Origin of the sequence: Bradyrhizobium sp. SRL28 (assembly GCF_018596315.1) — a bacterium.
Classification (GTDB): domain Bacteria; phylum Pseudomonadota; class Alphaproteobacteria; order Rhizobiales; family Xanthobacteraceae; genus Bradyrhizobium.
In genome coordinates this window covers 1-23,097 of record NZ_JAHEAG010000005.1, presented here as the reverse complement: position 1 = coordinate 23,097, position 23,097 = coordinate 1, and the positions used below count along the sequence as shown (strand labels likewise).

Sequence of the window (23,097 nt, the reverse complement as noted above, 5' to 3'; positions counted from 1 at the left end):
GCCAAACCTGCCTCAGGCAGCCAATTCGGAGTGCGTGAAATGGCAACCCAGATCGTGATGGATCGTACCGGTGACACCCGCCACTCATTCGACATCCATGATCGCGCGGAGGTCGAAAAGGCCGAGCGGCGGTTCAGGGAATTGACCGGCGCAGGTTTTACGGCAGCGGTCCGATCCGGGCCCGGCGAACAACGGGTTATCCGCTCCTTCGATCCTACGGCGGAGGAAACGCTGTTTTATCCGCGTCTCGTCGGTGGCTGACGGCCGTGACCCAGCAGATCGTTCTGGCGATATGCTCGTTCATCCTGGCTTTGCTTGGCACGCTGCTGCTTTCGGCACTTTCGCTGGTGGTGGCGCGATCTGGTTCATGCAGCAGATCGTTCCGCTTCGAAACCGAGGCACGAGCGCTGGCCCTGTTGAGGGGCTGGCTCTCGCCGAAGCAGCGCGCCTGCTACGAGCGCTTCCGATATTTCGACGTCATCGGCAGCGACACCGGGACGCGCTATCGAATCCATCATGGCACGCAGACGAATATCGAGGAACTCAACGGCACGGGCCACCACGTCTGCAAATGGTGCTTCGTTCCGGATGGCGACCTCGTCGCAGGCGATGTCATGCTGGCGCAGAAGATCGCCCTTGAAACCAACGAGCGCGGCGCGCTCTCCGTAGCTCATCGCTCGTTCGTTTCGTCGGGGCCGCGTAGGTTCTGACCGGGCGGCACCAATGCCCTTTTACCGTGGGGTGCCCGGCGCCCCGCGCTAATTGGGCTTTTGCTGCAGGATCTTGCCTTCGATCTTCGGCAGCTCGGCCGTGGATGTGGATTTATCGGTGCCGGCGCGGCGGGCCAGTTCGACCGTCAGCCGCTCGGCCGCTTCCGGCTGCATCAGGCCCAGAATGTCCGACATCTTGCGCGGCGCGATCTGGGAGGCGATTTCGTAGAGCACGGACATTTCCAGCCGGTCGAATACCTTGGCGGCGTCCTTTGGCTTCATGTTCTCATACATCGTGATGATGCCTTTGAAGCGGGCGGCGTCCTGCTCCGCCTTTTGCCCCGTCGCGGTCGAGATCTTTGCCTCGGTGGCCTTCATTTCCTCGACGCGGCCCTCGATGCGCTTTTCGGCGGATTTCAAAAGGCTTTCGCGAATTTCGACCTCACGCGCGCGCTGCTCCAGTTCCTGGCGCCGCGCCTGCAGCCGCTCCAGAATGGCGCGCTCCGACGGCGACACCGATTGCGGGTTCTGGTCCGGAAACACCACGACGCCGTCGGGCTTCGGCGTTTCGGTGGCGGGAGCGGCCGGCTTCGGCGGCTCTTCCTTTTTCTCTTCCTTCTTGACCGAACCGGTGATGTCGGCGGGATCGGCTTTGGCGCTACGCGGATAACCCAGATTGTCCTGCGCCCACGAACGCTTGGCCGGCTGGCTGACCTGATAGTCGAACACGTATCCGCCATCGATCACGAGGCCCGCGATCTTCAGCACTGCAAGGCCGAAGATCGCGACCAGCACGACCGGAATGACGCGGATGTCGCGAAACGACTTCATGCGGCGAGGCCACTGGCCCTTCGGCGTTCGGAGAATGCTTCAGCCGCCGCGGCAACCGCTTTGGCGGAAGAGACCTTGGGCGCTTCGGGTTCGGCTTCCTGCGAGGGCCGCGCCGCGATCGCGATCTTGGACAGCCGGCGAATGACGCCGTCGCCTTCGGCGAGCATGTTCTTCAGATGCCCCGCCATCTGCGTCGCCGCCGTAAGCTGGCTGCCGAGATTTTCGTTGACGTCACGCACGGTGTGCTTGAGGCCGCCGATCGCCCGTTCGGCGATTTCGGTCGCGGTGATCAGTTCCGCGATCGTGGCCTTCAGCGAATGCTCGTCCGCCTTCAGCCGCTGCAGCCGCTTGTTGAGCAGCATGCAGTAGCCGATCGTGAGCATCAGCAGCACCGCCACCAGACTCTCAATTACAACGCCAAGGGAATGACTCATTGTGCCTCCATCAACTTGGTTTGCTCGTCGGCCTTCTCGAACATCGCGAAGGTGGTATTGGGCTTGCGCAACTGCTTGGTGACGCGAATGGCGACGCGGTCACCGACCCGGCCCATGCGCCCTTCGGTCAAAAGCACGTTGCCGCAGCGGACCTGCACCAGTGCTTCAGGGCGCATTTCCAGCGGCAGGGTATCGCCGACCTTCAGCATCATCAGCTGCTTGAGCGGAATGTCGGCTTCATAGAGCACCGCATCGACCGATATCTCGGCCTGCGCCACTTCGGTTGCGAAATGTCCTTCCCAGATCGGATCGCGGCCGAATTTTTCGCCCATGAACATCTGGAGCAGAACCGGGCGGATCGGCTCGATGGTGGCGTAAGGCAGCAGCAATTCGATATTGCCGCCGCGGTCTTCCATGTCGATGCGCAGCCGCACCAGGATCGCGGCGTTGGCGGGCCTCGAGATCGCGGCGAAGCGCGGATTGGTTTCCAGCCGGTCGATCGAGAACGTCACCGGCGACAGCGGCCGGAATGCCTGTTCGGCGTCTGCGAGCACCACCTCGACCAGCCGCTTGACCAGGTTGGTTTCGATCGTGGTGTAGGGCCGGCCCTCGATGCGCAGCGAGGTCTGGCCGCGCCGGCCGCCGAGCAGCACGTCGATGATCGAATAGATCAGGCTGGAATCCACCGTCGCAAGGCCGAAATTTTCCCACTCCTCGGCCTTGAACACGCTGAGCACTGCCGGCAAGGGAATTGAATTCATGTAGTCGCCGAAGCGAACCGAGGTGATGCGGTCGAGCGAGACTTCGACGTTATCAGAGGTGAAGTTGCGCAGGCTCGTGGTCATCAGCCGCACCAGGCGGTCGAACACGATTTCGAGCATCGGCAGACGCTCGTAGGACACCATCGCGGAATCGATGATGGCGCGAATGCCGGAATGGTCGTCGAGATTGACGTCGCCAACGGTGAAACCGAGCAGATTGTCGATTTCTTCCTGCGACAGAACCCGTTCGCCGGAATTCTTGTTGCCGAACTCGCGGCCGCCATCCTCGACCATGGCCGCCCACTGCAGCGCCATGCTCTCGGAGAGTTCATTGGCGGCAGCTTCTTCCGCAGCCGCCGCGGGATCTTCGGAATCCAGGGAGGCTTCCCATTGCGCGGCAATGGCGTCCTGGTCCATCTGGTCTTGGTTGCCGGCCATGATGCTAGATCCGTCCCATCACTGCACGACGATTTCTTTGAACAGCACGGCGCTCACCTGCTGCGGCGCCACCGCGTTGTTGACCCGCTTGGTCAGCTCTTCCTTGAGGCGAAACAGCCCGGCCGAACCGTTGATGTCGGAGGGCCGCAATTCGCGCAGGTAGGTCTGGAACAGGTCGGTGACGCGCGGCAGGTTCGGCTTGATCGCCTCGACATGCTTCTCATCCTTGATCTCGAGCACGACCTTGACGCGGAGATATTGCACCCGCTCGCCGGGGGCTCCGACCAGGTTGACCATCATATCGGGCACTTCGACGAAGGACGGCGGCTTCGGCGGCGGCGCTTCGGCGTGCTTCTCTTCGCCATGGCCGCGCATCAGGAAGAACCAGCCGGCGCCGGCGCCGAGGATGGCGACGAACCCGGCGGCCGCAATGATCAGCTTGAGCTTGCCCTTTTTCGACGGTGCGGCATCTGCGCCGTCTGCGCCTTCCGCTTGCTCGTTGTCAGCCATTGCCCCGCCCGCTTCGATTCCGAAAAGCGAACGCGGTTGCCACCAGCCTGGGTAACGATGCCCCCACAACGCGAAACAAAAGCCGCCAGCGCACACGCGCTCTCCACATGTGCAACGCTAGGGTAATAATGGTTAACGGAACCTTTCCATTGGCGCCCAAGTAGGAAAAATCTGCCGGGCAAACATGGTCAACAAGACCTTTCTGCCGCCCCCGCCGCGCCCCGAAAAATGCCTAACCCCTTAAAAAATCAGCACTTCATGACTTGGCACGGCTTTCGCTGAGTAACTGGCGTGACCTGCCGGCTTGGGAGAGCCCCAAGGTTTACGACGGATCCGGACCGCGGGCTTGGGAGAGCCTGCTTCGGATCGATCAAGGGGAGAACCACCGATGGAGAATACGCTTCTCATCGGACTTTCGCGGAAAATGACGCTGGAACGGCAGATGGATGTCGTTGCCAACAACGTCGCGAACATCAACACGACCGGCTTCAAGGCCGACCGCTCGCTGTTCGAGGAATATCTGCGCTCGCCGGCGCATGAAGACAATTTCATGCGCGCCGACCGCCGCGTGTCCTTCGTGCACGACCGCGCCACCTTCCACGATTTCGCAGCCGGTCCCTCCGAGCAGACCAAGAACCCGCTCGATGTCGCGATCGACGGCAACGCCTTCCTGGTGGTGCAGACGGCCGCCGGCGAGCGCTACACCCGCGACGGCGGCCTGCAGATCAACAATCAGGGCCAGCTCGTCACCGCGAGCGGCGATCCGGTGCTGGGCACCTCCGGCCCGATCGTGTTCCAGTCGACCGACAAGGCGATCAACATCGCAGCCGACGGCAACATCACGGTCCTCGAGGGCACCGGCAGCACCGACTCGGTCCGTGGCAAGCTGCGGCTGGTCAATTTTGCCGACGCGCAGAAGCTCGTGAAGGAGGGCGGCAATCTCTACTCGGCGGGCCAGGGCATCGCCGCCCAGCCCGACACCACCTCGCGGGTCCGCCAGGGTTTTATCGAGAAGTCGAACGTCAATTCCGTCCACGAAATGAGCCGCATGATCGAGATCACGCGCACCTACACGCAGATCTCGGCGATGCTGCAGCAGCAGCACGACCTGCACCGAACTGCAGTCGAGAAACTCGCCGACGTTCCGGCATAACGCTTAAGGAATAGATCGATGCGCGCTTTATACTCAGCAGCGACCGGCATGGCGGCACAGGAACTCAACGTTCAGGTGATCTCCAACAACATCGCGAACATGCGCACCACCGGCTACAAGAAGCAGCGGGCGGCGTTTCAGGACCTGATCTATGACCACGTGCGCCGCGTCGGCGCGCAAGCCTCCGACCAGGGCACCATCCTGCCGGTCGGCGTCGACATCGGCGGCGGCGTCAAGACCGTCGGCACGCCGCGCCTGATGAGCCAGGGCACGCTGTCGCCGACCGGCAACGACCTCGACATCGCGATCCGCGGCGAAGGCTTCTTCAAGATCCAGGTGCCCGACGGCACCTATGCCTATACCCGCGACGGCTCATTCATGATGGACGCGCAAGGCCGCGTCGTCACCGCACAGGGCAATCCGGTGCAGCCGACGATCACGATCCCGCAGAATTCCTCGCAGATCACCATCAACGCGCAGGGTCAAGTCACCGTGATTGTGCCCGGCTCGACCACGCCGACCCAGGTCGGCCAGATCGGCCTGACGCGTTTCATCAACAAGGCCGGCCTCAACCCGATCGGCGACAATCTGTTCACGGACACGCCGGCTTCCGGCGCGCCGCAGGACGGCGTCGCCAACACCGATGGCTTCGGCGACATGCAGCAGGCCAACCTCGAACAGGCCAATGTCGAGGTGGTGACCGAAATCTCCGACCTGATCGCCGCCCAGCGCGCCTATGAGATGAACGCCAAGGTGGTCAGCGCGGCCGACCAGATGATGCAATCGACCGCCAACATGTTCCGCTAAAGGACTGGTCATGATCGCCCGCGCCCTCCTCCTTGCCACAGCCCTGATCGCCGCATCGAGCGCGGCCGCGGTCGCACAGGCCCAGGAAACCTTCACGAACCGCAATTTGATCGCCGCACCGATGCTGCGCGCCAACGTGCAGGTGTCGGGCGATCTGGTGCGGATCGGCGACGTCATCGACAATGCCGGCAGCGCCGCGCAGATCGCGATCTACCGCGCGCCTGACCTGGGCACCACGGGTTCGCTGCCGGTAGCCCAAGTGCTCAACTCCCTTCGCGCCCATCAAGTGATCGGCGTCGATACCCGCGACCTCAGGGAAATTTCGGTGACGCGCCTGGCCCGTACGCTCGAGGGGAAGGATATCGAGATGCAGATCGCCCGCGCGCTGGAGCGCCGCAACGGTCTCGGCGACGCCGCCAATCTGTCGCTGACCTTCGACCGCGACCCCAGCGACGTCAGGCTGGACGCCGGCTTCACCGGCGCCATGCAAGCAGCCATCGTGCGCTACGACAACCGCAACGGCCGCTTCGACGTCACCTTTGAAATCGGCAACGAGAACGGCGCCGCCGCGGCCAAGCTGCGTTTCACCGGCACGGCGATCGAGACCGTCGAAGCCGCGGTGCTGGCACGTAATGTCGAGCGCAATGAGATCTTGAAATCATCCGACGTCGTGGTCGAGCGGCGCCCGAAAGCGGAAGTCGGCGCTGATCCCGCCGCGCGCGATCGCGCGGTGGGCATGCAGGCCCGCCGCCAGCTCCGCGCCGGCCAGGCGATCCGCACCGCCGATCTCGTCAAGCCCGATCTGGTGCAGCGCGACCAGAACGTCACGTTGATCTACGAGGCGCCCGGAATCTACCTCACCATGCGCGGCAAGGCGCTGGAAAACGGCACCGAAGGCGATGTCGTCAACGTCATGAACCTGCAGTCGAAGCGAACGCTGTCGGGCACCGTGACCGGCCGCGGCCAGATTTCGATCACGCCGGCGCCGTCCCGCCTGCCGCAGACCAGCGATGCCACCTCCTCGCTTGGCGCAACCCAACCCGCGCCCGTTGCCGTAGCTACCGTCAGTTCGCCAGTCGCTCCAAAAGCCGAGTAATGTAAATGTCAGTCATCCGTCTCAACCGCATCATTCTCACGGGCGCCATGCTGTCGCTGGCCGCCTTGGCCAGCGGTTGTTCCTCGATCGACCGTCTGTCGCAGATCGGCGAAAAGCCAAGGCTGACGGAGATCGAAAACCCGACCACGCAGCCCGGCTACAAGCCGGTGCAGATGCCGATGCCGAAGCCGGAGCAGGCCTCCTACAACGCCAACTCGCTGTGGCGGAATGGCAGCCGCGCCTTCTTCAAGGATCAGCGCGCGGCGCGGATCGGCGATCTCCTGACGGTGACCGTCAACATCACCGACAAGGCCAACCTGTCCAACGAGACCCAACGCAGCCGCTCCAGCAAGGAAGATTCCGGCATTACCGATTTCATCGGATCCCAGACGATCACGCAGGCAAACAAGATCCTGCCCGGCAAGATCCTGACCACGGACTCGACGTCGTCGAGCGACGGCAAGGGTTCCGTCAATCGCCAGGAAGCGTTGCAGACCAACGTCGCCGCCGTGGTGACGCAGGTGCTGCCGAACGGCAATCTCGTCGTCGAAGGTAAGCAGGAAATCCGCGTCAACTTCGAAATCCGCGAGCTGATCGTCGCCGGCATCGTCCGCCCCGAGGACATCCAGAGCGACAACACCATCGATTCCAGCAAGATCGCGCAGGCCCGCATCGCCTATGGCGGCCGCGGCCAGATCACCGACGTGCAGCAACCCCGCTACGGCCAGCAGGTGATGGACGTGCTGCTGCCGTTCTAGCCTCCTCCCGAGCTCCCACACTCCATCGCGAACCTAGGCGCGATGAAGTGTATCAACGCGGCCTCCGTCAGCTCCCCTGACGGAGGCCGTGGTCGTTTGCGGGAGGATCATCTTGAGCTTGCGGCGGCCCGGGCGCGTGTTGTCTTCCTTACGACCGCTCACGCAATGGAACCTAAGCTTCCACCCTGCGTTGCTGACAGCATCGAATACAGGGAACCGAACTACAAGGGAGGCTACCATGGGCCGCGGAATGCCATCGATGACTGCCCTTCTCGGGCTACTCGCCATTGCCGGATATCAGAACCGCGACAAACTGGCAGAACTTCTCAAGGGCGCTGGCGGCGGCCAGCCGGATGCAGGCGCCGGCCAGCAGCCTCTGGGCGGCTTGCTGGGCAACCTGGGCGGAATGTTGGGCGGCGCCGGGGTTGGCGGCCTCCTCAACGGCGGGATCGGCGAACTGCTCGATAAGTTCCAGCAAAACGGCCAGGGCGACAAGGCTGAATCCTGGGTCAATCAGGGTCCGAACAAGGATGTCTCGCCCCCGGAATTGAAGCAGGCGATCGGCTCCGACGTTCTGGCACAACTCGAACAGCAAACCGGACTGTCGCAGGAGGAACTCCTGGCGAGATTGTCGCGCGAGCTTCCGGCAGCCGTCGACAAATACACGCCGGACGGCCGTTTGCCCGCAGCATGAATTGATGGACGTGACGTCGGGGTAATCAGGAACGGAGCATCGAGATGGGCATAATTTGGACGATCATCATTGGTTTCATTGCCGGCGTAGTTGCCAAGTTCGTTATGCCTGGAGATAACGAGCCCTCAGGCTTCATTCTCACCACCATACTGGGCATCGTCGGCGCCTTCGTGGCGACTTATCTCGGCCAGGCGCTCGGATGGTACAGGCCCGGAGAAGGCGCGGGTCTGATCGGTGCGGTAGTCGGTGCCATCATTGTGCTCCTTGTCTACGGTTTCTTCGCGGGCCGGCAACGGCGATCGATCTAAAGAGCTGGACCTGATGGTTAGCGTCGGGCCTGGATCGGCGGCGCAATCCTTCGTCGCGTTGCCAACCTGGACGCGACGCGATGTTTGACGGCCTCCGTCAGCTTCCCCGGCGGAGGCCGCATTGCCATGCCGCTCGGACGATATCAGTTCGAACGATGACGAGGCCGGGCTTTGACGATCAGTTGGGCGTTGGCATTGAAGTTGCGATTGGGTGCACAGGAACCCGTTCGGCCTGCAGCACTCGCCTGGCACTGCGCGTAGGTCGAGAAGCTGCAGTCGCCTGCCCCGCCGGCGTACTCCTCGCTCTGAAGGCAGTATAGATAGGTCTGCGCTGCTGACGGAGTTGAGGCGGCAGCGGATATGGCTGCGGAGGTCGCGAGAGCAATAACTACGGTACGCATTTCTCTCTCCTGCAATTTAAGTCGCCCGCTCCTTCCTAGGGCCGATTGGAGCATGTGCAGCGTGAGCTATTTCGCATCTGCCGGCTCACTGTTAGGTGAACGGGTGGCGTGGAGCCAGGATTACGCTGGATTTCTTTCCGAGGCTGCAAGCGTCGGGAGCCGAAGTTAAACGCCGCTCGCCACTACAGTCGCCGCGGCGCAGGCTGCCGAACGGCACCTCGTTGCGGCTCAAAAATCCGGCTCTTCCTCAGCCACCCTGGCCTGGTGGCGCCAATGCTGCCATATGGCCAGCCCGACCGAGGCTGCCGCCGCCAGCAGCAGCAAGCCGGAAATCGGCCGCGTCAGGAAAAGCCAGGGATTCCCGTCGGTCATGATCGCGCGCACAAGGTTGATCTCGATCTGGTCGCCGAGAATCAAGCCGAGGATCAGCGGCGCGAGCGGAAAGCCGAGCTTGACCAGCACGTAGCCGACGACGCCGAACATCAGAAGCACGTAAACGCTCTGCATCGTATTGTTGAGCGCGTAGGCGCCGACGACGCAGAGCACGAGCACGACCGGCGCCAGCACCGCCATCCGCACCGAGGTCACGCGCAGCATCAGCGGCATCAGCGCGAGGCAGATGAGCAGCATGCAGGGGTGCGCCAGGATGTAGGCCGCATAGATGCCATAGGCGATATCAGGATTTTGCGAGATGAATAGCGGTCCCGACTGAATGCCGTGGATCGTCATCGCGCCGAGCATCACGGCGGTCACGGCGTCACCGGGAATTCCGAATGCCATGATGGTCATCAGCGAGCCGCTGACATTGGCGTTGTTCGAGGCTTCCGAAGCGATGATGCCCTCGGGGTGGCCCTTGCCGAAACGCTCCGGCGTTTTCGAGAATTTCTTGGCTTGATCATAGGCCATGACGCTCGATGCGCTGCCGCCGATGGCAGGCAGGATTCCGATGATCAGCCCGACGATCGTTGCCCATGCGAGCAGGAACGGCTGCTTGAAGATTTCCAGGTTCACCTTGAGATGCGAGAAGCGCTCGAGCCTGATCCCGACCAGCGATTGCACCGCCTGGCCGCGCGGCGAATTCAGTTTTTCCAGATCGGTCATGATCTGCGCGAAGGCGAAAATGCCGATCAGCACGGGGAGAAACGGAAAGCCGCCGCCGATGAACGCCGAGCCGAAGGTAAAGCGCGGCACGCTGCCGATCGGATCGTGGCCGACTACCGTGATCAACAGCCCGATGGCGGTCGAGATCAGTCCCTTCAGCAGCGAGGATTCGGTGAGACCCGCGACCATCGCCATGGCGAGCACGAACAGCGAGAAGTATTCCCATGGCCCGAATTCCAGCGCGATCGCCGCAAGCGGCCCGGTCAGGAACACCAGGAACAAAGCGCCGAGCAGACCGCCCCACACCGAAGCCCAGACGCCGAGCCAGATGGCGCGGCCCGGCTCGCCGTTGCGCGCCATTGGAAAGCCGTCGAACGTGGTGGCGATCGAAGCAGGCGAGCCAGGAATACCGAGCAGGCAGCAGGCGATCAGGCCGCCGGTCGATCCGCCGACATAGACGCCGGTCATTGCCGCAAGGCCCGCCAGCGGATCGAGCCCGTAGGTGAACGGCAGCACCACGATGACCGTCATGGTGATGGTGACGCCCGGCAGGGAGCCGCCGATCACGCCAATGAATGTGCCGGCGAACAGCGGCAGCAGATACTTCCACTGGGCGACGTTGACGAGGCCGTTCCAGAGTAAATCGAGCATCAGAAACCCGTCCACGCGCCGCGTGGCAGCAGCACCAGCAGGTATCGTTCGAAGATGAAATAGCTCACCACGGCGGTGCCGAGCGCGATCGCAGCGAGCACACCCCATTGCCGCACCGTTCGCGGCCGGTCCAATGCGGCCTGCAACGCGCCGACGAACAGGACCGTGGCGACGCGAAATCCTACGAGCGGCAGCAGCACCACATAGGCGCCGACGATCGCGAATGCGATCACGACCAAGCGATAATTTCGTCGTGGCGCGTCACTCTCGCCGGCTGCGGCCGCCGGGCGGCGCTTCATGAGGTCCTGCAGGACCAGCAGCGCGCTCGCGGCCGCCATGAACGACAGCACGATGGCCGGGTAAAAGCCCGGCCCGACCGGAACGATGGGAAGGGACGGAAGCTGGAAGGACTTGAACAGGAGGAACAGGCTGATCGCGAGCAGGATCAGCCCGGCAATTCCGTCGCGTCCGATGCTCATTTCTTGATCAGGCCGAGATCGGTCATGACGACCTTGTTCTCGCCGTCGATCTTGGCGAGAAACTGCGCATACTCATTGGCATTGAGGAACGCCACGCGGGTGCCCTGGAGCTTCATCGCCTGGGCGAAGCTTGGCTCGCCGGTTGCCTTGGTGCAAGCCTCCTCGAGCCTGGCGCGCACCGGCGCGGGCGTCCCCTTGGGGACCAGGATGCCGCGCGCCACTTCGTACACGATGTTCATGCCGAGTTCCTTGAGCGTCGGCACATCGGGCGATTCCGGATCGCGCTTCTCGCTGGCGATCGCGATGTAGCGCAGCAGGCCGGCTTCGACCTTGCCCTTCTGCGTCAGGTTGGAGTCGGTGAGGTTGATGTGACCGCCGAGCAGCGCGTTCATCCGCGGGGCCAGGCCGTCGTAGGAAACGAACTTGAATTTCACGCCGGCCGCCTTTTCGATCATTGCCGGGAAGATATGGCTGGTGGAGCCGAGCGTGGCGCCGACCGTGATCTCGCCCGGCCGCTTCTTGGCATCGTCGGCTAGCTCCTGCCAGTTCTTCCAGGGCGTTTTGGCGCTTGCGGTCAGTACCGAGGGCGTCGCTGCGACCAGGCAGATCGGCTCGAAGTCGCTGTATTTGACGTCGCTGATGCCCGCGTAGAACGTCAGATGGATATAGTCGTGCACGGCGTAGACCGTATAGCCGTCAGGCGCCGCGGCCTTGGCTTCGCGCGCACCTGTCGTGCCGGATGCGCCGCCGACATTGGCGACGACCACCGGCTGGCCTATGTGCTTCTGGAATTCGACGGCGAATGGCCGGAAGATGTTGTCGGTATCGCCGCCCGCGGCCCATGGCACGATCATCTTGATGGGACGGTCGGGATATTGCGCCATCGCCGGCGCCGATAAAGCAGCGAGTGCCCCGATCAGCGCAGCAGCGCCGGCCATCGTCACGAATGTCCTCGCCATCCGTCATCTCCCTGGTCGTTTTCGCGGGCCGTTCCGGCTCTCTGTCGGGACAATAACAGCCGAACCCCGCAGGGGAAAGCCCTGCAGCGGCTCGCATGCCCGCTACGGCCAGCAGGTGATGGCGTTCTGAGTCTTATCCCGAGCTCCTACACCCCATTGCGCGAACCTAGGCGCGATGAAATGTATCAACACGGCCCTCGCCAACTCCCCTGACCGAGGCCGTGGTCGTTTTTTGAAGGCTGTATCGCGAAAAGCAACGAATGCGACTGGCGCCGTCCGGTTTCAGTTCGAACGACGACGCGCACGGCTCTTGTCGATGAGCTGGGCGTTGGCGCTGAAGTTGCTATTCTCCACACAAGAAGCCGTCCGGCCCGAAGCCGCAGCTTGGCACTGCGCGTTGGTCGTGAAGATACACTCGCCCGGCCCGCCGGCGAAGTCGTCGCCCTGAATGCAATAAGGGTAATCCTTCGCAGAGGCCGCGTTAATGCCGGTGAAGAAGGCAATTGCCGATGTAACGAAGGCAAGAAATACTATACGCATCTTTCCCTCCTACGTTTCCTCCGACATTCGTTGCGCCCAATCTCGGAAGCACCGCATGAGGTGCTTCACATCGCTGACGTCACTGTCAGGTGATCGAGCGCGCTTCACGGCCGCGTCGCGATTTCTTCGCGGGCAACTGGCGCGACATCGGCGATCAGCAATCATCGCTTGTTCAAAACGTAACACAGGAACTCCGCAACTCGCACGATTCAGCGCCTATGGCGGACGCGTAGCCCTCCTGTCAGGAACGTTTCCTCGCACGTTTCGTTTTCCGTCCTTCAAACCCCAACTGGAGGAAAACAATGTCTTTGGAAGCAAACGAAACCGGTAACCTGATCGGCAGCGACAAGGTCGAGGGAACCGCGGTCTATGGCGCCGATCAAAACAAGATCGGCTCGATCGAGCGCGTCATGATCGACAAGAAGAGCGGCAGGGTGTCCTACGCCGTGCTCTCCTTCGGCGGTTTTCTCGGCATCGGCGACGACCACTATCCGCTGCCCTGGCAATCGCTGAAATACGATACCTCGCTCGGCGGCTACGTCACCGGCGTGACGGAAGCACAGCTCAAGGACGCGCCGCATTACCGCAACGACAACACCTGGAACTGGAGCGACCCGACCAGGACCCGCGCCGTCAACGACTATTACGGCGTCGCGATCTGATCGCGGTCACACCCTGACTCCCGAAGGGCCCGCCTCGATGGCGGGCCCTTCTGCGAACACAGGTGCGCTCCCCTGTCGGCAGAGAACTATTCCTGCTGCTTGGCGTTGGGATCTGCGGGAGACAGAGCAATGGGAAAATTCTTCTTGATCATTATCGCTATTAGCGTCGCCGTTTTGCTGGCGACGAGTGCGTATGTCATCAGCCTGTGAGGGCGAGGCGATTGCCGACAACTCGACCAAAGGCGCCGGAATCGGCCACCGGCACGTTTGTCATTTCCCTATATCGCGCGTTCCATCGCGTCGACCCAAACCATCGCTCACCCCGATCAGGAGCGAGGGAAGCGGAACGAACTTCGCGTCTCCTCGCGAAGGTCGGTAAAAAGCAAGGCTCCAGCGCCTCTTGGGGGGAAAGATTGCGCCGAAGCCTGACAAGGTTTACCTCGTGTCTAGCGACACGATTGCATAATTTTCCCGGTAGAGAATCGTTCCTTCCCGGACGTCACTTCTTCATGGTTTCGCGAGGAGAAGTGGCATCACCCTTCTTGTCGACCGCGCCCGCAGTTCCCGCGCCTTACGTGCTGGCGTCCTTCGGCGAAGGCTTGGAGCTGCCGGTCGCCGTTCTTCATCGCGGCTCCGCCGGTCGTCGTATGTCGTTCATATGGTCGCCAGCGATACACGCCTAATTGCAGCTGCCTGCATACGTTCCTGTATTCCTTGCAAGGCGGGTACGCCACGAATGCGTCCGCGCAAGAAAGACATGATGCGAATCGTCACGGACGATGCGGTGGCGCGGCAACGTCGTGTGTGTGCAAGTTTGTCGCAGGGCGCTATTCCCTGAGTGCGCAACGGCGCACAAACGAACGGCGCTCAACGTCTCCGTCAGCGCTTTGGTCGGCAGCCATGCCCGCCCGATACGATGGTTAACGAAGCTGCGAGCGGCACGATCGAGTAGTCCTGGCATCCAATATTAGCGCCACGCAGGCGAACCTTCTTCGAGCCCGACCAGGTTTTCGATTAACCATTAATTAATTTCCGGCGACGGCGGCAAGACGAACTCGTCGGCGAGAGCGCGACTTAAGCCGTTAAAACCACTGCACAGGAAGCGCCGGGTGATCCCGCGTACCTGTTGGTGACGGGCGCGTGCCTGCGACCAATGCACACGGGCTGCGGGTGCCCGGCCCTGCCTTCCCTGCGCCCTCTTTCTTTTTTGAGGGAACCGGTTAGCATGACCTTGGGTGAAGCGAGCCGCGGCAACGCGAAACACAGCCAGTTGTCATTCGTGCTCGCAGGCAGGCGATCGAGTATTCCAGAGACAGTAGTGATGGACACGACAGGTCGCGGCGTACTGGATACCCCGCAAGTGCAGGGTATGACCATCTCCTATGCGGCAATGCTTCTCCTCCTCGCGATCCTCATCTCCGCCTCGCCCGCGTTCGCCGAGCCGTGCAGCAAGCCGACAGCGCGCGCCAAAATCGCCGAGACGCTCAAGCTCGCCTCGGAGCAGCGGCCGGTCAACGTCACGTTCCGCACCCACGCCGAAGGTGTGAAGCTATCGATCGGCCTCAAGTCGAAGTATCCCGACGATATGACCATCATCCTGCAGAATGACTTCGAGCAGTTGAACATAAAGGATGACCGCTTCGAGGTCTTGCTGCGATTGATGGGGAATCGGGAACGACTCAGCGTGCCCTTCAATGCAATCAAGGCATTCTGGGATAAATCCGATCTGAAGTGCTCCGACGGCTGATGCGTCACTCCGGCGTCGCGCGCCGGATCAGGGCGCAGAGCCCGTCATTCGCGCGATCGGATGTTCGACGAATAGTCGGCAGGAAGCGAGCGCTCCGTTCAGCGTATCCGGCGGCGTGGCAGGTTTCAGTTGCGGCGCGAGAATTGCGCCATGGGCATACCCAAGCGCGCGAGTCGAAAGCGTCAGCGCATTCAGCCGCCCTTCCCGCTGCAGCGGCGCCAGCATGGTTCGCACCAGCGCCAGATAGGCCGGCCAGTACGCGAGATGCCGGTACATGCTCGCGATCAGCTGCGGCTCGGTGTCTTCGCCGAAGGAATTCAATTCGCCGATCAGCGCCGCCACTTCGGGATCGAGCGCATCCATCGGCGGCAATTCCGGGATCTTGGCGCCGGACGGGTTTGGCGCGGCGCCGGCAGGCTTCACCGCATCTGCTGGCCGCGGTTCGAAATGCGCGAGGAGCGCGGACAACACGACGAGTGCGAGCGCGTTGGTATATTGATAGCTGTCGAGCACGTCACGGATGAGCGCGCATTCGGTCTCGTCCACGCCGGCGGCAGCTAAGGTGTCGGTGGAAAAGCCGGGCCAGTCCGGCAGCGCGATCGTTCGCCTGACGGCTTCGGCATGCAATGGGCCGTCGCCGAGATAGAGCGGACGGACGGTGGACCACGTCCATTCCAGCGCGCCCGGCATCGTCGCGAGGTTACGCCAGATCAGATTGACCACGCTGGTGCCGAGAACTTTTCGAATGTCGGCATAGATGTCGGCGATTTCGCCTCTCGCTTCTGATTCGAGAACCGACGGAACGCTCTCAGCCATCACACCCACTCGTCCCGTAGGGTGGGCAAAGGCGCACTTCGCGCCGTGCCCACCATCTCTCAAAATCATTGTGCTGAATGGTGGGCACGCTTCGCTTTGCCCACCCTACGAAATCTACGCGAACTTCGCTTCGACCGTCCCCAACCCATCCAGTTCCATCTTCACGCTGTCGCCGGCACTGAGCCATACGGTTTTTACCAGACTACCCGTGAGCACGACCTGCCCGGCATGCAGCCCCTTGCCCTCGTCGGCGAGATGATTGGCGAGCCAGGCCAGCGCGTTGTGGGGATGGCCGAGCACGTCGGCGCCGGTGCCGCGCCCGGCTTCCTTGCCGTTGACGATGGCGCGGCCCTTGACCTTGAGCAGGTCCGGCGCCTTGTTGCGCGCCACCGCCTTGCCGAGCACGCAGCCGGCGGCGAAGAAATCATCGGCAACAAGCGTCGGCGCGCCCATCGCCTCCCATTCGACGTAACGGTCGTCGACGATCTCGATCGCGGGGTGATAGGCCTCGATCGCCTCCATCATCCACTCCGCGGTGAACGGAGCTTCCGACGGCGCAAGATTGCGTGCGAGCCGCACCGCGATCTCGCATTCGACACCGACACGGACATAGTCGCCGTGGCGCAGCTTGGCGCCACTGTCGTGAACGCCCTTGGCAAACACGCCGCCGGCGCAGGGATGGGGGATGTCGAGATATTCCTGCATCACCGCGCTGGTGCAGCCGATCTTGTAACCGACCAGGCTGCCGGTCTGCGGCAGCAGCAGGTCGTGGACGGCGCGTTGAATGCGATAGCCTGCCGCCTCATCGTCGGGCATGAGCTCAGCGGGAAGCGAGGCCAGCGGCGCGCGGTTGCGGCGGGCCGTAGCAATGGTCTGTGCGGCCGCAAGAATGTTGTCCATCAGCGGCGGCTCTCTCGTTTGCGGCCTGCAGCGCTGACCGGACGCGGTCAGACATCAGGCATTGCTCTACTCGTCGCGATAAACCTTCTCGCGCTTCTCGTGACGTTCCTGCGCTTCCACCGACAGCGTTGCAATGGGGCGGGCCTCCAGCCGCTTGAGCGAGATCGGCTCGCCGGTCTCCTCGCAATAGCCGTAGGTGTTGTCCTCGATGCGTTGCAGCGCGGCGTCGATCTTGGAGATCAATTTGCGCTGGCGGTCGCGGGCGCGCAGTTCGATGGCGCGATCGGTTTCGGAAGAGGCGCGATCAGCGAGATCGGGATGATTGACGTTCTCTTCCTGGAGGGTCTGCAGGGTAATCTTCGATTCCCTCAGGATCTCATCCTTCCACGCCAGCAGCTTGGCGCGAAAATAGTCGCGCTGGCGGTCGTTCATGAAAGGCTCTTTTTCGGAGGGTCGATAATTCTTCAACTTTTCCAAGGTCAGCCCATCTTCACGTGCAAGGCGGGGCGGAAAATTGTCCGTCCGCGCCGGCCTTATATAGCGGCGGGTTGTGACAGACAATATCGTCCGTCCCCGTGGGAGTACCGCCCCCAAGACCTTGCACAGGCAAAACTATCGGGGCGACCCGTTGCCTTAATACCCCACCGTGAAACGCTGGCGGATATGGGCCGGCCGCTCGACCTCGTCGGCGAGTGCAACTGCGAAATCCTCGAAGGAAATCGAGCTTTTGCCGTCGGAAGCGGTCAAAAGCTGGTCGGTCCCGAGGCGGAACTTGCCGGTGCGCTCGCCGGCCGTGAACAGGGCCGAGGGCGACAGGAAGGTCCAATTGAGTTCCGTTTCAGCTCTAAGCAGGTCGAGGAAAGCGGCCCCCTTCTCGGCTTCCGCCTTGTATGCCACGGGGAAGCCCGGGGTGGTCACCAGGCGGACGCCCGGGGCCACTTCGAGGCTGCCGGCGCCACCGACGACGAGGTAGCGGCCGACCTTCGATTCCTTGGCGGCGCCGGTGAGCTTGACCGGATCGCTGGCAAGAAAGTGCACCGAGCTGATCGCGGCGTCGTGGCCGGCCAGCAGCCGGGCAAGCCCGGCCTGATCCATCACGTCGCCCTTGGTCGGCGTGACGTTGGCTCCGCTTGCGATCTTTTCGGGATGGCGGGCGATGGCGGTCACACTGTGACCGCGGCGGGCGAGTTCGGCTGATATGCGCGAACCGGCGTTACCGGATGCGCCGATGACGGCGATTTTCATGGAAAGTCTCCCTTGCGATACGCGAATTCGGTATCCAATAGTGACTAGATAGCGAAAGGGATGTAAGTGTGAAGAGAGCACTTGTGGGTCACCTGATTACGCCGGAGTAACCGCCGTGAAAGCCGCCAATTCGAAAACCCCGAACGCCTATTCGGCCGATTGCCCGACGCGCCAGATTCTCGATCGCGTCGGCGACAAATGGGCGGTGTTAATCCTGCTTCTCGTGCGCGACGAGCCGATGCGTTTCAATGCGTTACGCCGCACCATTGAAGGCATCTCGCAGAAGATGCTCAGCCAGGTTCTCAAGTCGCTCGAACGCGACGGACTGATCAGGCGCCGTGCGATCGCGACCGTGCCGGTGACGGTGGAGTATTCGATCACACCGCTCGGCACGACACTCGCCGGCGCCGTCGATCCGTTGCGGGACTGGGCGGAGAAGAATTTGAAAGAGGTGTTGAACGCGCAGCGCCGTTACGACGCGGCGCGCAAGGACATGGCGGCGTGAAGCCATCCACCACTGTCATGCCCCGCTTCAGGCGGGGCATCCAGTACGCCGCGGCCTGTCGGTCAGGCCTGGGCGTCTCTGGAATACAGGCTGCCCGGTCAAGCCAGGCAACGACATTTGAAATCTAGAACCGTCCGGCCTTCGCCAGTTCGACTTCAACCCGCAGCTCAATCTCGGACAGCACCGCATCGAGGCCGGGATCGCCGGAGGAGGATTTCAGATTCGCAGCCGCATCACGCAACCGGTTCATCGTGGAAGCATCGAGATTGCCGGAGAGCAGTCCGATCTTGAGTTCGTCGAGCACATCGAGCGCGCCCCTGCCCCGCGCGACCGAACGCTTGCGGCGCTCGGTCGTATCCTCGACGCCCTGCAGCGCGAGCAGTGCATCGATGTTGCCGGCGGCCCTGGGTGCAGCAGCCGAGCGCGGCTCCTCGGGAGTCGACGGCGCTTCCGGCAGCGAGAAGCCGCTTGAACTGGTTCGCCGCGTGTTACTCGCGGGCGATCCAAGCGTGGTGCCGTTCGGTCCGTAGATGCGCATCGTGGTGCTCTCGGCGTGAGAATACAGGGACCTTCGCCTCCTTATGGTTAATGATGCGTAAATAGCCCGGCAAAATCTGCCGACGTGCGGCAGTTTCGCCCATCGTGGTGAAGCCGCCGCGGCATCATGTCTCCGGCGAACATTCCGCAATATCAAGGCATTGCCTCAGAAACGCGACATGGCATGACCCTCGCATAGTTAATGGCGGACCGCCGTCATGGGAGTGGCGTCAGCGGTCCGGTGGAAGACCTCGAGGGGAGCACAGGATGCCCGGCATCCGTTCGGCAAGACTGATTTGGGTGGCCTGCGCCGCGCTGCTGGTGCTGGGGCTATCGCCCTCGTCCGCGGGCGCGACCTCGCGGATCAAGGATCTCGCCAACATCGAAGGCGTGCGGCAAAACCAGTTGATCGGCTACGGCCTCGTGGTCGGCCTCAACGGCACCGGCGACACGCTGAACAACATCCCCTTCACCAAGCAATCGCTGCAGGCGATGCTCGAGCGCATGGGCGTCAACATCCGCGGCGCCACCATCCGCACCGGCAACGTCGCCGCCGTCATGGTCACCGGCAACCTGCCGGCGTTCGGCACCCAAGGCACGCGGATGGACGTCACGGTGTCTGCGCTCGGCGACGCCAAGAACCTGCAGGGCGGCACCCTGCTCGTCACCCCCCTGCTCGGCGCCGACGGCAACGTCTATGCGGTCGCCCAGGGCTCGCTGGCGATCTCCGGCTTTCAGGCCGAAGGCGAAGCCGCCAAGATCACCCGCGGCGTGCCAACCGTCGGCCGCATCGCCAACGGCGCCATCATTGAGCGCGAGATCGAGTTCGCGCTCAATCGCCTGCCCAATGTCCGGCTGGCGCTGCGCAACGCCGACTTCACCACCGCCAAACGCATCGCGGCGGCCGTCAACGATTTCCTCGGCGTCAAGACCGCCGAGCCGATCGATCCCTCCACGGTGCAGCTTGCGATCCCCGCCGAGTTCAAGGGCAACGTCGTCGCCTTCCTGACCGAAATCGAGCAATTGCAGGTCGAGCCGGATCTCGCCGCCAAGATCGTCATCGACGAACGCTCCGGCATCATCGTGATGGGCCGCGACGTCCGCGTCGCCACCGTGGCGGTGGCGCAAGGCAATCTCACCGTGACGATCTCCGAAAGCCCGCAAGTCAGCCAGCCCAACCCGCTGTCGCGCGGCCGCACCGTGGTGACGCCGCGGACGGGGGTCAGCGTCAGTGAAGACGGCAAGAAATTCGCGGTCGTCAAGGACGGCGTCTCGCTGCAGCAGCTCGTCGACGGCCTCAACGGCCTCGGCATCGGCCCACGCGATCTGATCGGCATCCTGCAGGCGATCAAGGCCGCCGGCGCGATCCAGGCCGACATCGAGGTGATGTAATGGACACGAGCCTTATCAATAGCATCGGCGCATATTCGAAGAAAAAGACTTCGCTGATCAACGGCCGCAACGATCCGCAACTCGCCGACGCGCTAAAAAAGGTTTCGCCAGAGGCGCAGAAAAAGACGCGCGCCAAGGCCCAGGATTTCGAGGCGATGTTCCTCAACTCGATGTTTTCGCAGATGACCACCGGTGTCAAAGGCGAAGGGCCGTTCGGCGACACCACCGGCACCGGCGCCTGGCGCTCGATGCTGACGGACGAATATTCGAAATCCTTTGCCAAGTCCGGTGGCATCGGCATTTCCAACGATGTCTTCCGCACCTTGATCCTGCAGCAAGCCAACCGCGCCGGCTGATCCAAAAGGAAACCCGACATGAATCAGCGTCCTCAGGCCAACCCCGCGCCGGCACCAGCAAGAGCGATCTCCACGCCGGCCGAAGCGCGCAAGCTCGCGGAAGATCTGATGGACGTGATGAGCGGCCTGCTCGGCGTCATCGAACGCGAAACCGAACTGGTTCGCGCCGGCAATGTGCGCGAGGCGATGCGGCTGGAAGCTCAGAAGGGCGAGCTGTCGCGCCGCTACATGGTCGCGGTCGAGAATCTGAAGAATGCACAAAAATATCTGGCGCAGGTGTCGCCGGAATTGCTGACCACGCTGCGCCGCCACCACGACACTTTCCGCGCGATGCTGCAGATCAACCTCACCGTCCTTGCGACCGCGCACGCGGTGTCCGAAGGCATCGTGCGCGGCGTCAACGCCGAGATCCAGCGCAAGAACATTCCGAACACCTATACGGCTTCGGGACAACGCGCCGTGCCGGGACCGCGCAACATCACCCCGCTCTCGGTCAGCCGTTCGCTGTAAGCGACTGCGGTCTTTGGATCTCTACAATTTTCACTAAGTTTGCACGTCCGCGTCAGCGCGGAATTGAGCGTGTTCCCTAACATCGCGTTGAGATGTAGGGGGCTATATTGCAACCGACGAGGGGTTGGGATTTGACTCGCGCAAGCCTGGAGGCTGCCATGAGTACAGATTTCAACATCAAACCGGTGGGGGCACCGGTTGCCGCGCCGATCGTTCAGCACGTGAGCGAGGCGGCACATCATGCGGTCGCGACCGAACTGCCGGCGAGCCAGAGCGTCGCGGCGGTGGATTCAAGCGCGCGCGCCAGCACCGATTCCGCCGCGGTTCGCGTCTCCATTTCGAATGCTTCGGTGTCGAACCAGGTGGTGATCGATCGCGACGCCCGCGCCGTCGTCTATCAGGTCATCGATACCAGGACGAGCCAGGTGGTGAAGCAGTTTCCCGAGGAAGCCGTGCTGCGCCGGCGGGCTTATTTCCACACGCTCGACCTGACCAAGGACGCGCCCACGCGGCTCCGCGCAACCGACCGCCAGGCATAGGACGCGTAACGGCTGACGCTAGCTCGAGCGTGATGCATAGGCCTGGTCGAGATAGGTCTGGCCGCTCGACGGATCGGTGACGACGTTCTTGATCAGCGCCTTATCGTTACCCGCGAGCGCGAACTTGGTGTCGCCGATCCGGAACGTATTGTCTTTGATCAGCACTTCCTGATATTTGTTGGTGCCGCCGCTCTGGTATTGCACCTTGGCGCGGAAGCCCGTGACGTTCGAGACCGTGATCTTGAACGTCTTCTGATCGGCGTATTTTCCAGTCCAGCTGCCTTCATAGAGATTGGGATCGACCGCCACGTACGGCGTCTTGGACGGGACGGTCAATCCCACCGTCTTGTAGTTGGCCGATATGATGTTCCAGAGGTCAGCCATAGCGGCACACTCAATCGAATCAGCCGCGGCCTGAAAGGCCGGCAGCGAGGTTGCAGTTGATTTCGATCAACGACTTCAGCTTGGCCGGATCCGGGTTCATCTGCATGTCGACGGTCTGCTTCATCACGAACACGCCGATATTGGCGATGTTCTGACGGACTTCGATCGGTTGAGGATTGTCGTTGGTCTCCACGGCGCTCATGAAAATCGACCAAAGCCTGCGATTGAAGAGCAACGCATTGTGCATGGCCGTGTCGGGACCGTTCCAGTTGGACTGGACTTCCTGGAGTTGCCGTGCGGCCTTCAGCAGCGCCTGCGCTTCGATTTCACGGGGGGACGTCGTCGTTTGCGATGTACGCGCGTAGGCCTGGGCTGCATTAGACATTCACGAACCTCGATGGGGAAGCGGTTTTGCAGGACCGCGGGACTTCAGAAAAACTGCCCAACTTTCATACAGGTTGCGCCTTTAAATATGGTTAGCAAGAGTTACCGATTGTGTCGGCAGTCCGGCAAAAAATCCATATTTGCGTCAGCATGCCGGCCATCGGTTCTGATGGAATTAAGATCGAGGCCCAAATTCTCCGCTTCGGTGCTTTTCTTCATGCCGAAGTTTTCTTCTTCTCAAACTGGAAAAAGTTTCGGACCCAAAAAGAAAGGCGGCGGGGTGTTCCCCGCCGCCTTGATCGTTGACGTTGCCGTCCCGCTTAGCGCAGGAGTTGCAGCACGCTCTGCTGGCTCTGGTTGGCCAGCGCCAGTGCGGACACCGCAATCGACTGGCGGGTCGACAGCGCCTGGCTGTTCGCCGCTTCCTCGTTGGTGTCGGCCAGTGTCAGGTTGCCCGAGCCGGTCTGCAGCACGTTGATCAGGTTCTTG

At 62.3% G+C, this 23,097-nt stretch carries 32 protein-coding genes; 15 read left to right on the top strand and 17 right to left on the bottom strand.

The features are described 5' to 3' along the window. The first annotated feature begins 39 nt into the window (after positions 1 to 39). Positions 40 to 261 (top strand): hypothetical protein, encoded by a 222-nt coding sequence (locus KIP88_RS13765; RefSeq protein ID WP_214488461.1) that lies wholly within the window; start codon positions 40 to 42, stop codon positions 259 to 261. 83 nt (positions 262 to 344) lie between these two features. Further along, positions 345 to 710, top strand: a complete 366-nt coding sequence (locus tag KIP88_RS13760; RefSeq protein ID WP_214488802.1) for a hypothetical protein — start codon at positions 345 to 347, stop codon at positions 708 to 710. Positions 711 to 758: 48 nt separating this feature from the next. Here KIP88_RS13760 and KIP88_RS13755 read toward each other — a convergent pair whose 3' ends face one another. From KIP88_RS13755 to fliL, 4 genes are read right to left on the bottom strand one after another with little or no spacing between them, the layout of a single operon-like run. Further along, positions 759 to 1,541, bottom strand: coding sequence for a MotE family protein (locus KIP88_RS13755; protein ID WP_214488460.1), 783 nt, complete (start codon positions 1,539 to 1,541; stop codon positions 759 to 761). Further along, the gene (locus KIP88_RS13750) at positions 1,538 to 1,975 is read right to left on the bottom strand and encodes a DUF6468 domain-containing protein (protein ID WP_214488459.1); all 438 of its coding nucleotides are present in this window, start codon (positions 1,973 to 1,975) and stop codon (positions 1,538 to 1,540) included. Before KIP88_RS13750 ends, KIP88_RS13755 begins: the two co-directional genes overlap by 4 nt. Continuing rightward, entirely contained in the window at positions 1,972 to 3,174 is a 1,203-nt protein-coding gene (gene fliM / locus KIP88_RS13745) for a flagellar motor switch protein FliM (protein WP_214488458.1), read from the bottom strand. Before fliM ends, KIP88_RS13750 begins: the two co-directional genes overlap by 4 nt. A gap of 18 nt (positions 3,175 to 3,192) precedes the next feature. Continuing rightward, entirely contained in the window at positions 3,193 to 3,684 is a 492-nt protein-coding gene (fliL, locus tag KIP88_RS13740; protein WP_214488457.1) for a flagellar basal body-associated protein FliL, read from the bottom strand. A gap of 388 nt (positions 3,685 to 4,072) precedes the next feature. Between fliL and flgF the strand changes: the two genes are divergently transcribed. The 6 genes from flgF (at position 4,073) to KIP88_RS13710 (ending at position 8,500) form a co-directional block, all read left to right on the top strand. Then, positions 4,073 to 4,837, top strand: coding sequence for a flagellar basal-body rod protein FlgF (flgF, locus tag KIP88_RS13735; RefSeq protein WP_214488456.1), 765 nt, complete (start codon positions 4,073 to 4,075; stop codon positions 4,835 to 4,837). 18 nt (positions 4,838 to 4,855) lie between these two features. After that, on the top strand, positions 4,856 to 5,644 hold the full coding sequence (flgG, locus tag KIP88_RS13730) for a flagellar basal-body rod protein FlgG (RefSeq protein ID WP_214488455.1): 789 nt from the start codon (positions 4,856 to 4,858) through the stop codon (positions 5,642 to 5,644). 10 nt (positions 5,645 to 5,654) lie between these two features. After that, complete coding sequence (gene flgA / locus KIP88_RS13725; RefSeq protein ID WP_214488454.1) at positions 5,655 to 6,740, top strand: flagellar basal body P-ring formation chaperone FlgA; 1,086 nt, start codon at positions 5,655 to 5,657, stop codon at positions 6,738 to 6,740. A gap of 5 nt (positions 6,741 to 6,745) precedes the next feature. Continuing rightward, on the top strand, positions 6,746 to 7,498 hold the full coding sequence (flgH, locus tag KIP88_RS13720; RefSeq protein WP_214488453.1) for a flagellar basal body L-ring protein FlgH: 753 nt from the start codon (positions 6,746 to 6,748) through the stop codon (positions 7,496 to 7,498). Positions 7,499 to 7,736: 238 nt separating this feature from the next. Beyond that, entirely contained in the window at positions 7,737 to 8,192 is a 456-nt protein-coding gene (locus KIP88_RS13715) for a YidB family protein (protein ID WP_214488452.1), read from the top strand. A 44-nt stretch (positions 8,193 to 8,236) separates the two neighbouring features. Then, positions 8,237 to 8,500: a GlsB/YeaQ/YmgE family stress response membrane protein gene (locus KIP88_RS13710; protein ID WP_214488451.1), complete on the top strand. Its 264-nt coding sequence runs from the start codon at positions 8,237 to 8,239 to the stop codon at positions 8,498 to 8,500. Between the two features lie 143 nt (positions 8,501 to 8,643). Here KIP88_RS13710 and KIP88_RS13705 read toward each other — a convergent pair whose 3' ends face one another. The 5 genes from KIP88_RS13705 to KIP88_RS13685 all read right to left on the bottom strand — a co-directional run bounded on the left by KIP88_RS13705 (position 8,644) and on the right by KIP88_RS13685 (position 12,631). Then, positions 8,644 to 8,901 (bottom strand): DUF3551 domain-containing protein, encoded by a 258-nt coding sequence (locus KIP88_RS13705; protein ID WP_214488450.1) that lies wholly within the window; start codon positions 8,899 to 8,901, stop codon positions 8,644 to 8,646. A 228-nt stretch (positions 8,902 to 9,129) separates the two neighbouring features. After that, positions 9,130 to 10,653, bottom strand: coding sequence for a tripartite tricarboxylate transporter permease (locus KIP88_RS13700; RefSeq protein WP_214488449.1), 1,524 nt, complete (start codon positions 10,651 to 10,653; stop codon positions 9,130 to 9,132). Then, positions 10,653 to 11,132 carry a tripartite tricarboxylate transporter TctB family protein gene (locus KIP88_RS13695; protein WP_214488448.1) on the bottom strand — a complete coding sequence of 160 codons (480 nt, stop codon included), beginning with the start codon at positions 11,130 to 11,132 and terminating at the stop codon, positions 10,653 to 10,655. Before KIP88_RS13695 ends, KIP88_RS13700 begins: the two co-directional genes overlap by 1 nt. Further along, positions 11,129 to 12,091 (bottom strand): tripartite tricarboxylate transporter substrate binding protein, encoded by a 963-nt coding sequence (locus KIP88_RS13690; RefSeq protein ID WP_214488447.1) that lies wholly within the window; start codon positions 12,089 to 12,091, stop codon positions 11,129 to 11,131. Before KIP88_RS13690 ends, KIP88_RS13695 begins: the two co-directional genes overlap by 4 nt. Positions 12,092 to 12,373: 282 nt before the next feature. After that, the gene (locus KIP88_RS13685) at positions 12,374 to 12,631 is read right to left on the bottom strand and encodes a DUF3551 domain-containing protein (RefSeq protein ID WP_214488446.1); all 258 of its coding nucleotides are present in this window, start codon (positions 12,629 to 12,631) and stop codon (positions 12,374 to 12,376) included. 302 nt (positions 12,632 to 12,933) lie between these two features. Between KIP88_RS13685 and KIP88_RS13680 the strand changes: the two genes are divergently transcribed. Beyond that, complete coding sequence (locus KIP88_RS13680) at positions 12,934 to 13,293, top strand: PRC-barrel domain-containing protein (protein ID WP_214488445.1); 360 nt, start codon at positions 12,934 to 12,936, stop codon at positions 13,291 to 13,293. Positions 13,294 to 14,518: 1,225 nt separating this feature from the next. Further along, positions 14,519 to 15,040 (top strand): ClpXP protease specificity-enhancing factor SspB, encoded by a 522-nt coding sequence (locus KIP88_RS13675; RefSeq protein WP_214488444.1) that lies wholly within the window; start codon positions 14,519 to 14,521, stop codon positions 15,038 to 15,040. A gap of 27 nt (positions 15,041 to 15,067) precedes the next feature. On the opposite strand, the gene KIP88_RS13670 is transcribed toward KIP88_RS13675, so the two are convergent. From KIP88_RS13670 to KIP88_RS13655, 4 genes are all read right to left on the bottom strand, one after another. Further along, complete coding sequence (locus KIP88_RS13670) at positions 15,068 to 15,856, bottom strand: hypothetical protein (RefSeq protein WP_214488443.1); 789 nt, start codon at positions 15,854 to 15,856, stop codon at positions 15,068 to 15,070. Between the two features lie 114 nt (positions 15,857 to 15,970). Continuing rightward, positions 15,971 to 16,756, bottom strand: coding sequence for a 2-keto-4-pentenoate hydratase (locus KIP88_RS13665; protein ID WP_214488442.1), 786 nt, complete (start codon positions 16,754 to 16,756; stop codon positions 15,971 to 15,973). 66 nt (positions 16,757 to 16,822) lie between these two features. Next, the gene (dksA, locus tag KIP88_RS13660) at positions 16,823 to 17,188 is read right to left on the bottom strand and encodes an RNA polymerase-binding protein DksA (protein ID WP_092509290.1); all 366 of its coding nucleotides are present in this window, start codon (positions 17,186 to 17,188) and stop codon (positions 16,823 to 16,825) included. Positions 17,189 to 17,389: 201 nt separating this feature from the next. Further along, on the bottom strand, positions 17,390 to 18,001 hold the full coding sequence (locus KIP88_RS13655) for an NAD(P)-dependent oxidoreductase (RefSeq protein ID WP_214488441.1): 612 nt from the start codon (positions 17,999 to 18,001) through the stop codon (positions 17,390 to 17,392). 115 nt (positions 18,002 to 18,116) lie between these two features. On the opposite strand from KIP88_RS13655, the gene KIP88_RS13650 reads away from it, so the two are divergent. Beyond that, positions 18,117 to 18,506: a helix-turn-helix domain-containing protein gene (locus tag KIP88_RS13650; RefSeq protein ID WP_214488440.1), complete on the top strand. Its 390-nt coding sequence runs from the start codon at positions 18,117 to 18,119 to the stop codon at positions 18,504 to 18,506. A 124-nt stretch (positions 18,507 to 18,630) separates the two neighbouring features. Here the strand turns inward: KIP88_RS13650 and KIP88_RS13645 are convergent, their stop codons facing one another. Beyond that, positions 18,631 to 19,044, bottom strand: coding sequence for a flagellar assembly protein FliX (locus KIP88_RS13645; protein WP_214488439.1), 414 nt, complete (start codon positions 19,042 to 19,044; stop codon positions 18,631 to 18,633). Positions 19,045 to 19,310: 266 nt separating this feature from the next. Between KIP88_RS13645 and KIP88_RS13640 the strand changes: the two genes are divergently transcribed. The 4 genes from KIP88_RS13640 (at position 19,311) to KIP88_RS13625 (ending at position 21,840) form a co-directional block, all read left to right on the top strand. Continuing rightward, complete coding sequence (locus tag KIP88_RS13640; protein WP_214488438.1) at positions 19,311 to 20,435, top strand: flagellar basal body P-ring protein FlgI; 1,125 nt, start codon at positions 19,311 to 19,313, stop codon at positions 20,433 to 20,435. Next, a complete protein-coding gene (flgJ, locus tag KIP88_RS13635; RefSeq protein ID WP_214488437.1) occupies positions 20,435 to 20,791 on the top strand; it encodes a flagellar assembly peptidoglycan hydrolase FlgJ in 357 nt (118 codons plus the stop codon). Before KIP88_RS13640 ends, flgJ begins: the two co-directional genes overlap by 1 nt. A gap of 18 nt (positions 20,792 to 20,809) precedes the next feature. Continuing rightward, positions 20,810 to 21,301: a hypothetical protein gene (locus KIP88_RS13630; RefSeq protein WP_214488436.1), complete on the top strand. Its 492-nt coding sequence runs from the start codon at positions 20,810 to 20,812 to the stop codon at positions 21,299 to 21,301. Between the two features lie 158 nt (positions 21,302 to 21,459). After that, the gene (locus KIP88_RS13625; protein WP_214488435.1) at positions 21,460 to 21,840 is read left to right on the top strand and encodes a hypothetical protein; all 381 of its coding nucleotides are present in this window, start codon (positions 21,460 to 21,462) and stop codon (positions 21,838 to 21,840) included. A gap of 18 nt (positions 21,841 to 21,858) precedes the next feature. Here the strand turns inward: KIP88_RS13625 and KIP88_RS13620 are convergent, their stop codons facing one another. The 3 genes from KIP88_RS13620 to KIP88_RS13610 all read right to left on the bottom strand — a co-directional run. Then, positions 21,859 to 22,224, bottom strand: a complete 366-nt coding sequence (locus tag KIP88_RS13620) for a hypothetical protein (RefSeq protein WP_214488434.1) — start codon at positions 22,222 to 22,224, stop codon at positions 21,859 to 21,861. 19 nt (positions 22,225 to 22,243) lie between these two features. Beyond that, positions 22,244 to 22,609 carry a flagellar biosynthesis regulator FlaF gene (gene flaF, locus KIP88_RS13615; protein ID WP_214488433.1) on the bottom strand — a complete coding sequence of 122 codons (366 nt, stop codon included), beginning with the start codon at positions 22,607 to 22,609 and terminating at the stop codon, positions 22,244 to 22,246. Between the two features lie 319 nt (positions 22,610 to 22,928). Further along, positions 22,929 to 23,097 (bottom strand): flagellin (locus KIP88_RS13610; RefSeq protein ID WP_283848514.1); only part of this gene is annotated, 169 nt, incomplete at its 5' end.

Bases quoted from the DNA above. Each gene is read 5' to 3' on its own strand.
- KIP88_RS13625 (WP_214488435.1), top strand. From the start codon at position 21,460: ATGAGTACAGATTTCAACATCAAACCGGTGGGGGCACCGGTTGCCGCG.
- KIP88_RS13750 (WP_214488459.1), bottom strand. From the start codon at position 1,975: ATGAGTCATTCCCTTGGCGTTGTAATTGAGAGTCTGGTGGCGGTGCTG.
- KIP88_RS13755 (WP_214488460.1), bottom strand. From the start codon at position 1,541: ATGAAGTCGTTTCGCGACATCCGCGTCATTCCGGTCGTGCTGGTCGCG.
- flgA (WP_214488454.1), top strand. From the start codon at position 5,655: ATGATCGCCCGCGCCCTCCTCCTTGCCACAGCCCTGATCGCCGCATCG.
- flgJ (WP_214488437.1), top strand. From the start codon at position 20,435: ATGGACACGAGCCTTATCAATAGCATCGGCGCATATTCGAAGAAAAAG.
- flgH (WP_214488453.1), top strand. From the start codon at position 6,746: ATGTCAGTCATCCGTCTCAACCGCATCATTCTCACGGGCGCCATGCTG.
- flgG (WP_214488455.1), top strand. From the start codon at position 4,856: ATGCGCGCTTTATACTCAGCAGCGACCGGCATGGCGGCACAGGAACTC.
- dksA (WP_092509290.1), bottom strand. From the start codon at position 17,188: ATGAACGACCGCCAGCGCGACTATTTTCGCGCCAAGCTGCTGGCGTGG.
- KIP88_RS13620 (WP_214488434.1), bottom strand. From the start codon at position 22,224: ATGGCTGACCTCTGGAACATCATATCGGCCAACTACAAGACGGTGGGA.
- KIP88_RS13710 (WP_214488451.1), top strand. From the start codon at position 8,237: ATGGGCATAATTTGGACGATCATCATTGGTTTCATTGCCGGCGTAGTT.
- KIP88_RS13630 (WP_214488436.1), top strand. From the start codon at position 20,810: ATGAATCAGCGTCCTCAGGCCAACCCCGCGCCGGCACCAGCAAGAGCG.
- flgF (WP_214488456.1), top strand. From the start codon at position 4,073: ATGGAGAATACGCTTCTCATCGGACTTTCGCGGAAAATGACGCTGGAA.
- KIP88_RS13685 (WP_214488446.1), bottom strand. From the start codon at position 12,631: ATGCGTATAGTATTTCTTGCCTTCGTTACATCGGCAATTGCCTTCTTC.
- KIP88_RS13690 (WP_214488447.1), bottom strand. From the start codon at position 12,091: ATGGCGAGGACATTCGTGACGATGGCCGGCGCTGCTGCGCTGATCGGG.
- KIP88_RS13675 (WP_214488444.1), top strand. From the start codon at position 14,519: ATGACCTTGGGTGAAGCGAGCCGCGGCAACGCGAAACACAGCCAGTTG.
- KIP88_RS13640 (WP_214488438.1), top strand. From the start codon at position 19,311: ATGCCCGGCATCCGTTCGGCAAGACTGATTTGGGTGGCCTGCGCCGCG.
- KIP88_RS13765 (WP_214488461.1), top strand. From the start codon at position 40: ATGGCAACCCAGATCGTGATGGATCGTACCGGTGACACCCGCCACTCA.
- KIP88_RS13665 (WP_214488442.1), bottom strand. From the start codon at position 16,756: ATGGACAACATTCTTGCGGCCGCACAGACCATTGCTACGGCCCGCCGC.
- flaF (WP_214488433.1), bottom strand. From the start codon at position 22,609: ATGTCTAATGCAGCCCAGGCCTACGCGCGTACATCGCAAACGACGACG.
- fliM (WP_214488458.1), bottom strand. From the start codon at position 3,174: ATGGCCGGCAACCAAGACCAGATGGACCAGGACGCCATTGCCGCGCAA.
- KIP88_RS13645 (WP_214488439.1), bottom strand. From the start codon at position 19,044: ATGCGCATCTACGGACCGAACGGCACCACGCTTGGATCGCCCGCGAGT.
- fliL (WP_214488457.1), bottom strand. From the start codon at position 3,684: ATGGCTGACAACGAGCAAGCGGAAGGCGCAGACGGCGCAGATGCCGCA.
- KIP88_RS13695 (WP_214488448.1), bottom strand. From the start codon at position 11,132: ATGAGCATCGGACGCGACGGAATTGCCGGGCTGATCCTGCTCGCGATC.
- KIP88_RS13715 (WP_214488452.1), top strand. From the start codon at position 7,737: ATGGGCCGCGGAATGCCATCGATGACTGCCCTTCTCGGGCTACTCGCC.
- KIP88_RS13670 (WP_214488443.1), bottom strand. From the start codon at position 15,856: ATGGCTGAGAGCGTTCCGTCGGTTCTCGAATCAGAAGCGAGAGGCGAA.
- KIP88_RS13680 (WP_214488445.1), top strand. From the start codon at position 12,934: ATGTCTTTGGAAGCAAACGAAACCGGTAACCTGATCGGCAGCGACAAG.
- KIP88_RS13705 (WP_214488450.1), bottom strand. From the start codon at position 8,901: ATGCGTACCGTAGTTATTGCTCTCGCGACCTCCGCAGCCATATCCGCT.
- KIP88_RS13655 (WP_214488441.1), bottom strand. From the start codon at position 18,001: ATGAAAATCGCCGTCATCGGCGCATCCGGTAACGCCGGTTCGCGCATA.
- KIP88_RS13700 (WP_214488449.1), bottom strand. From the start codon at position 10,653: ATGCTCGATTTACTCTGGAACGGCCTCGTCAACGTCGCCCAGTGGAAG.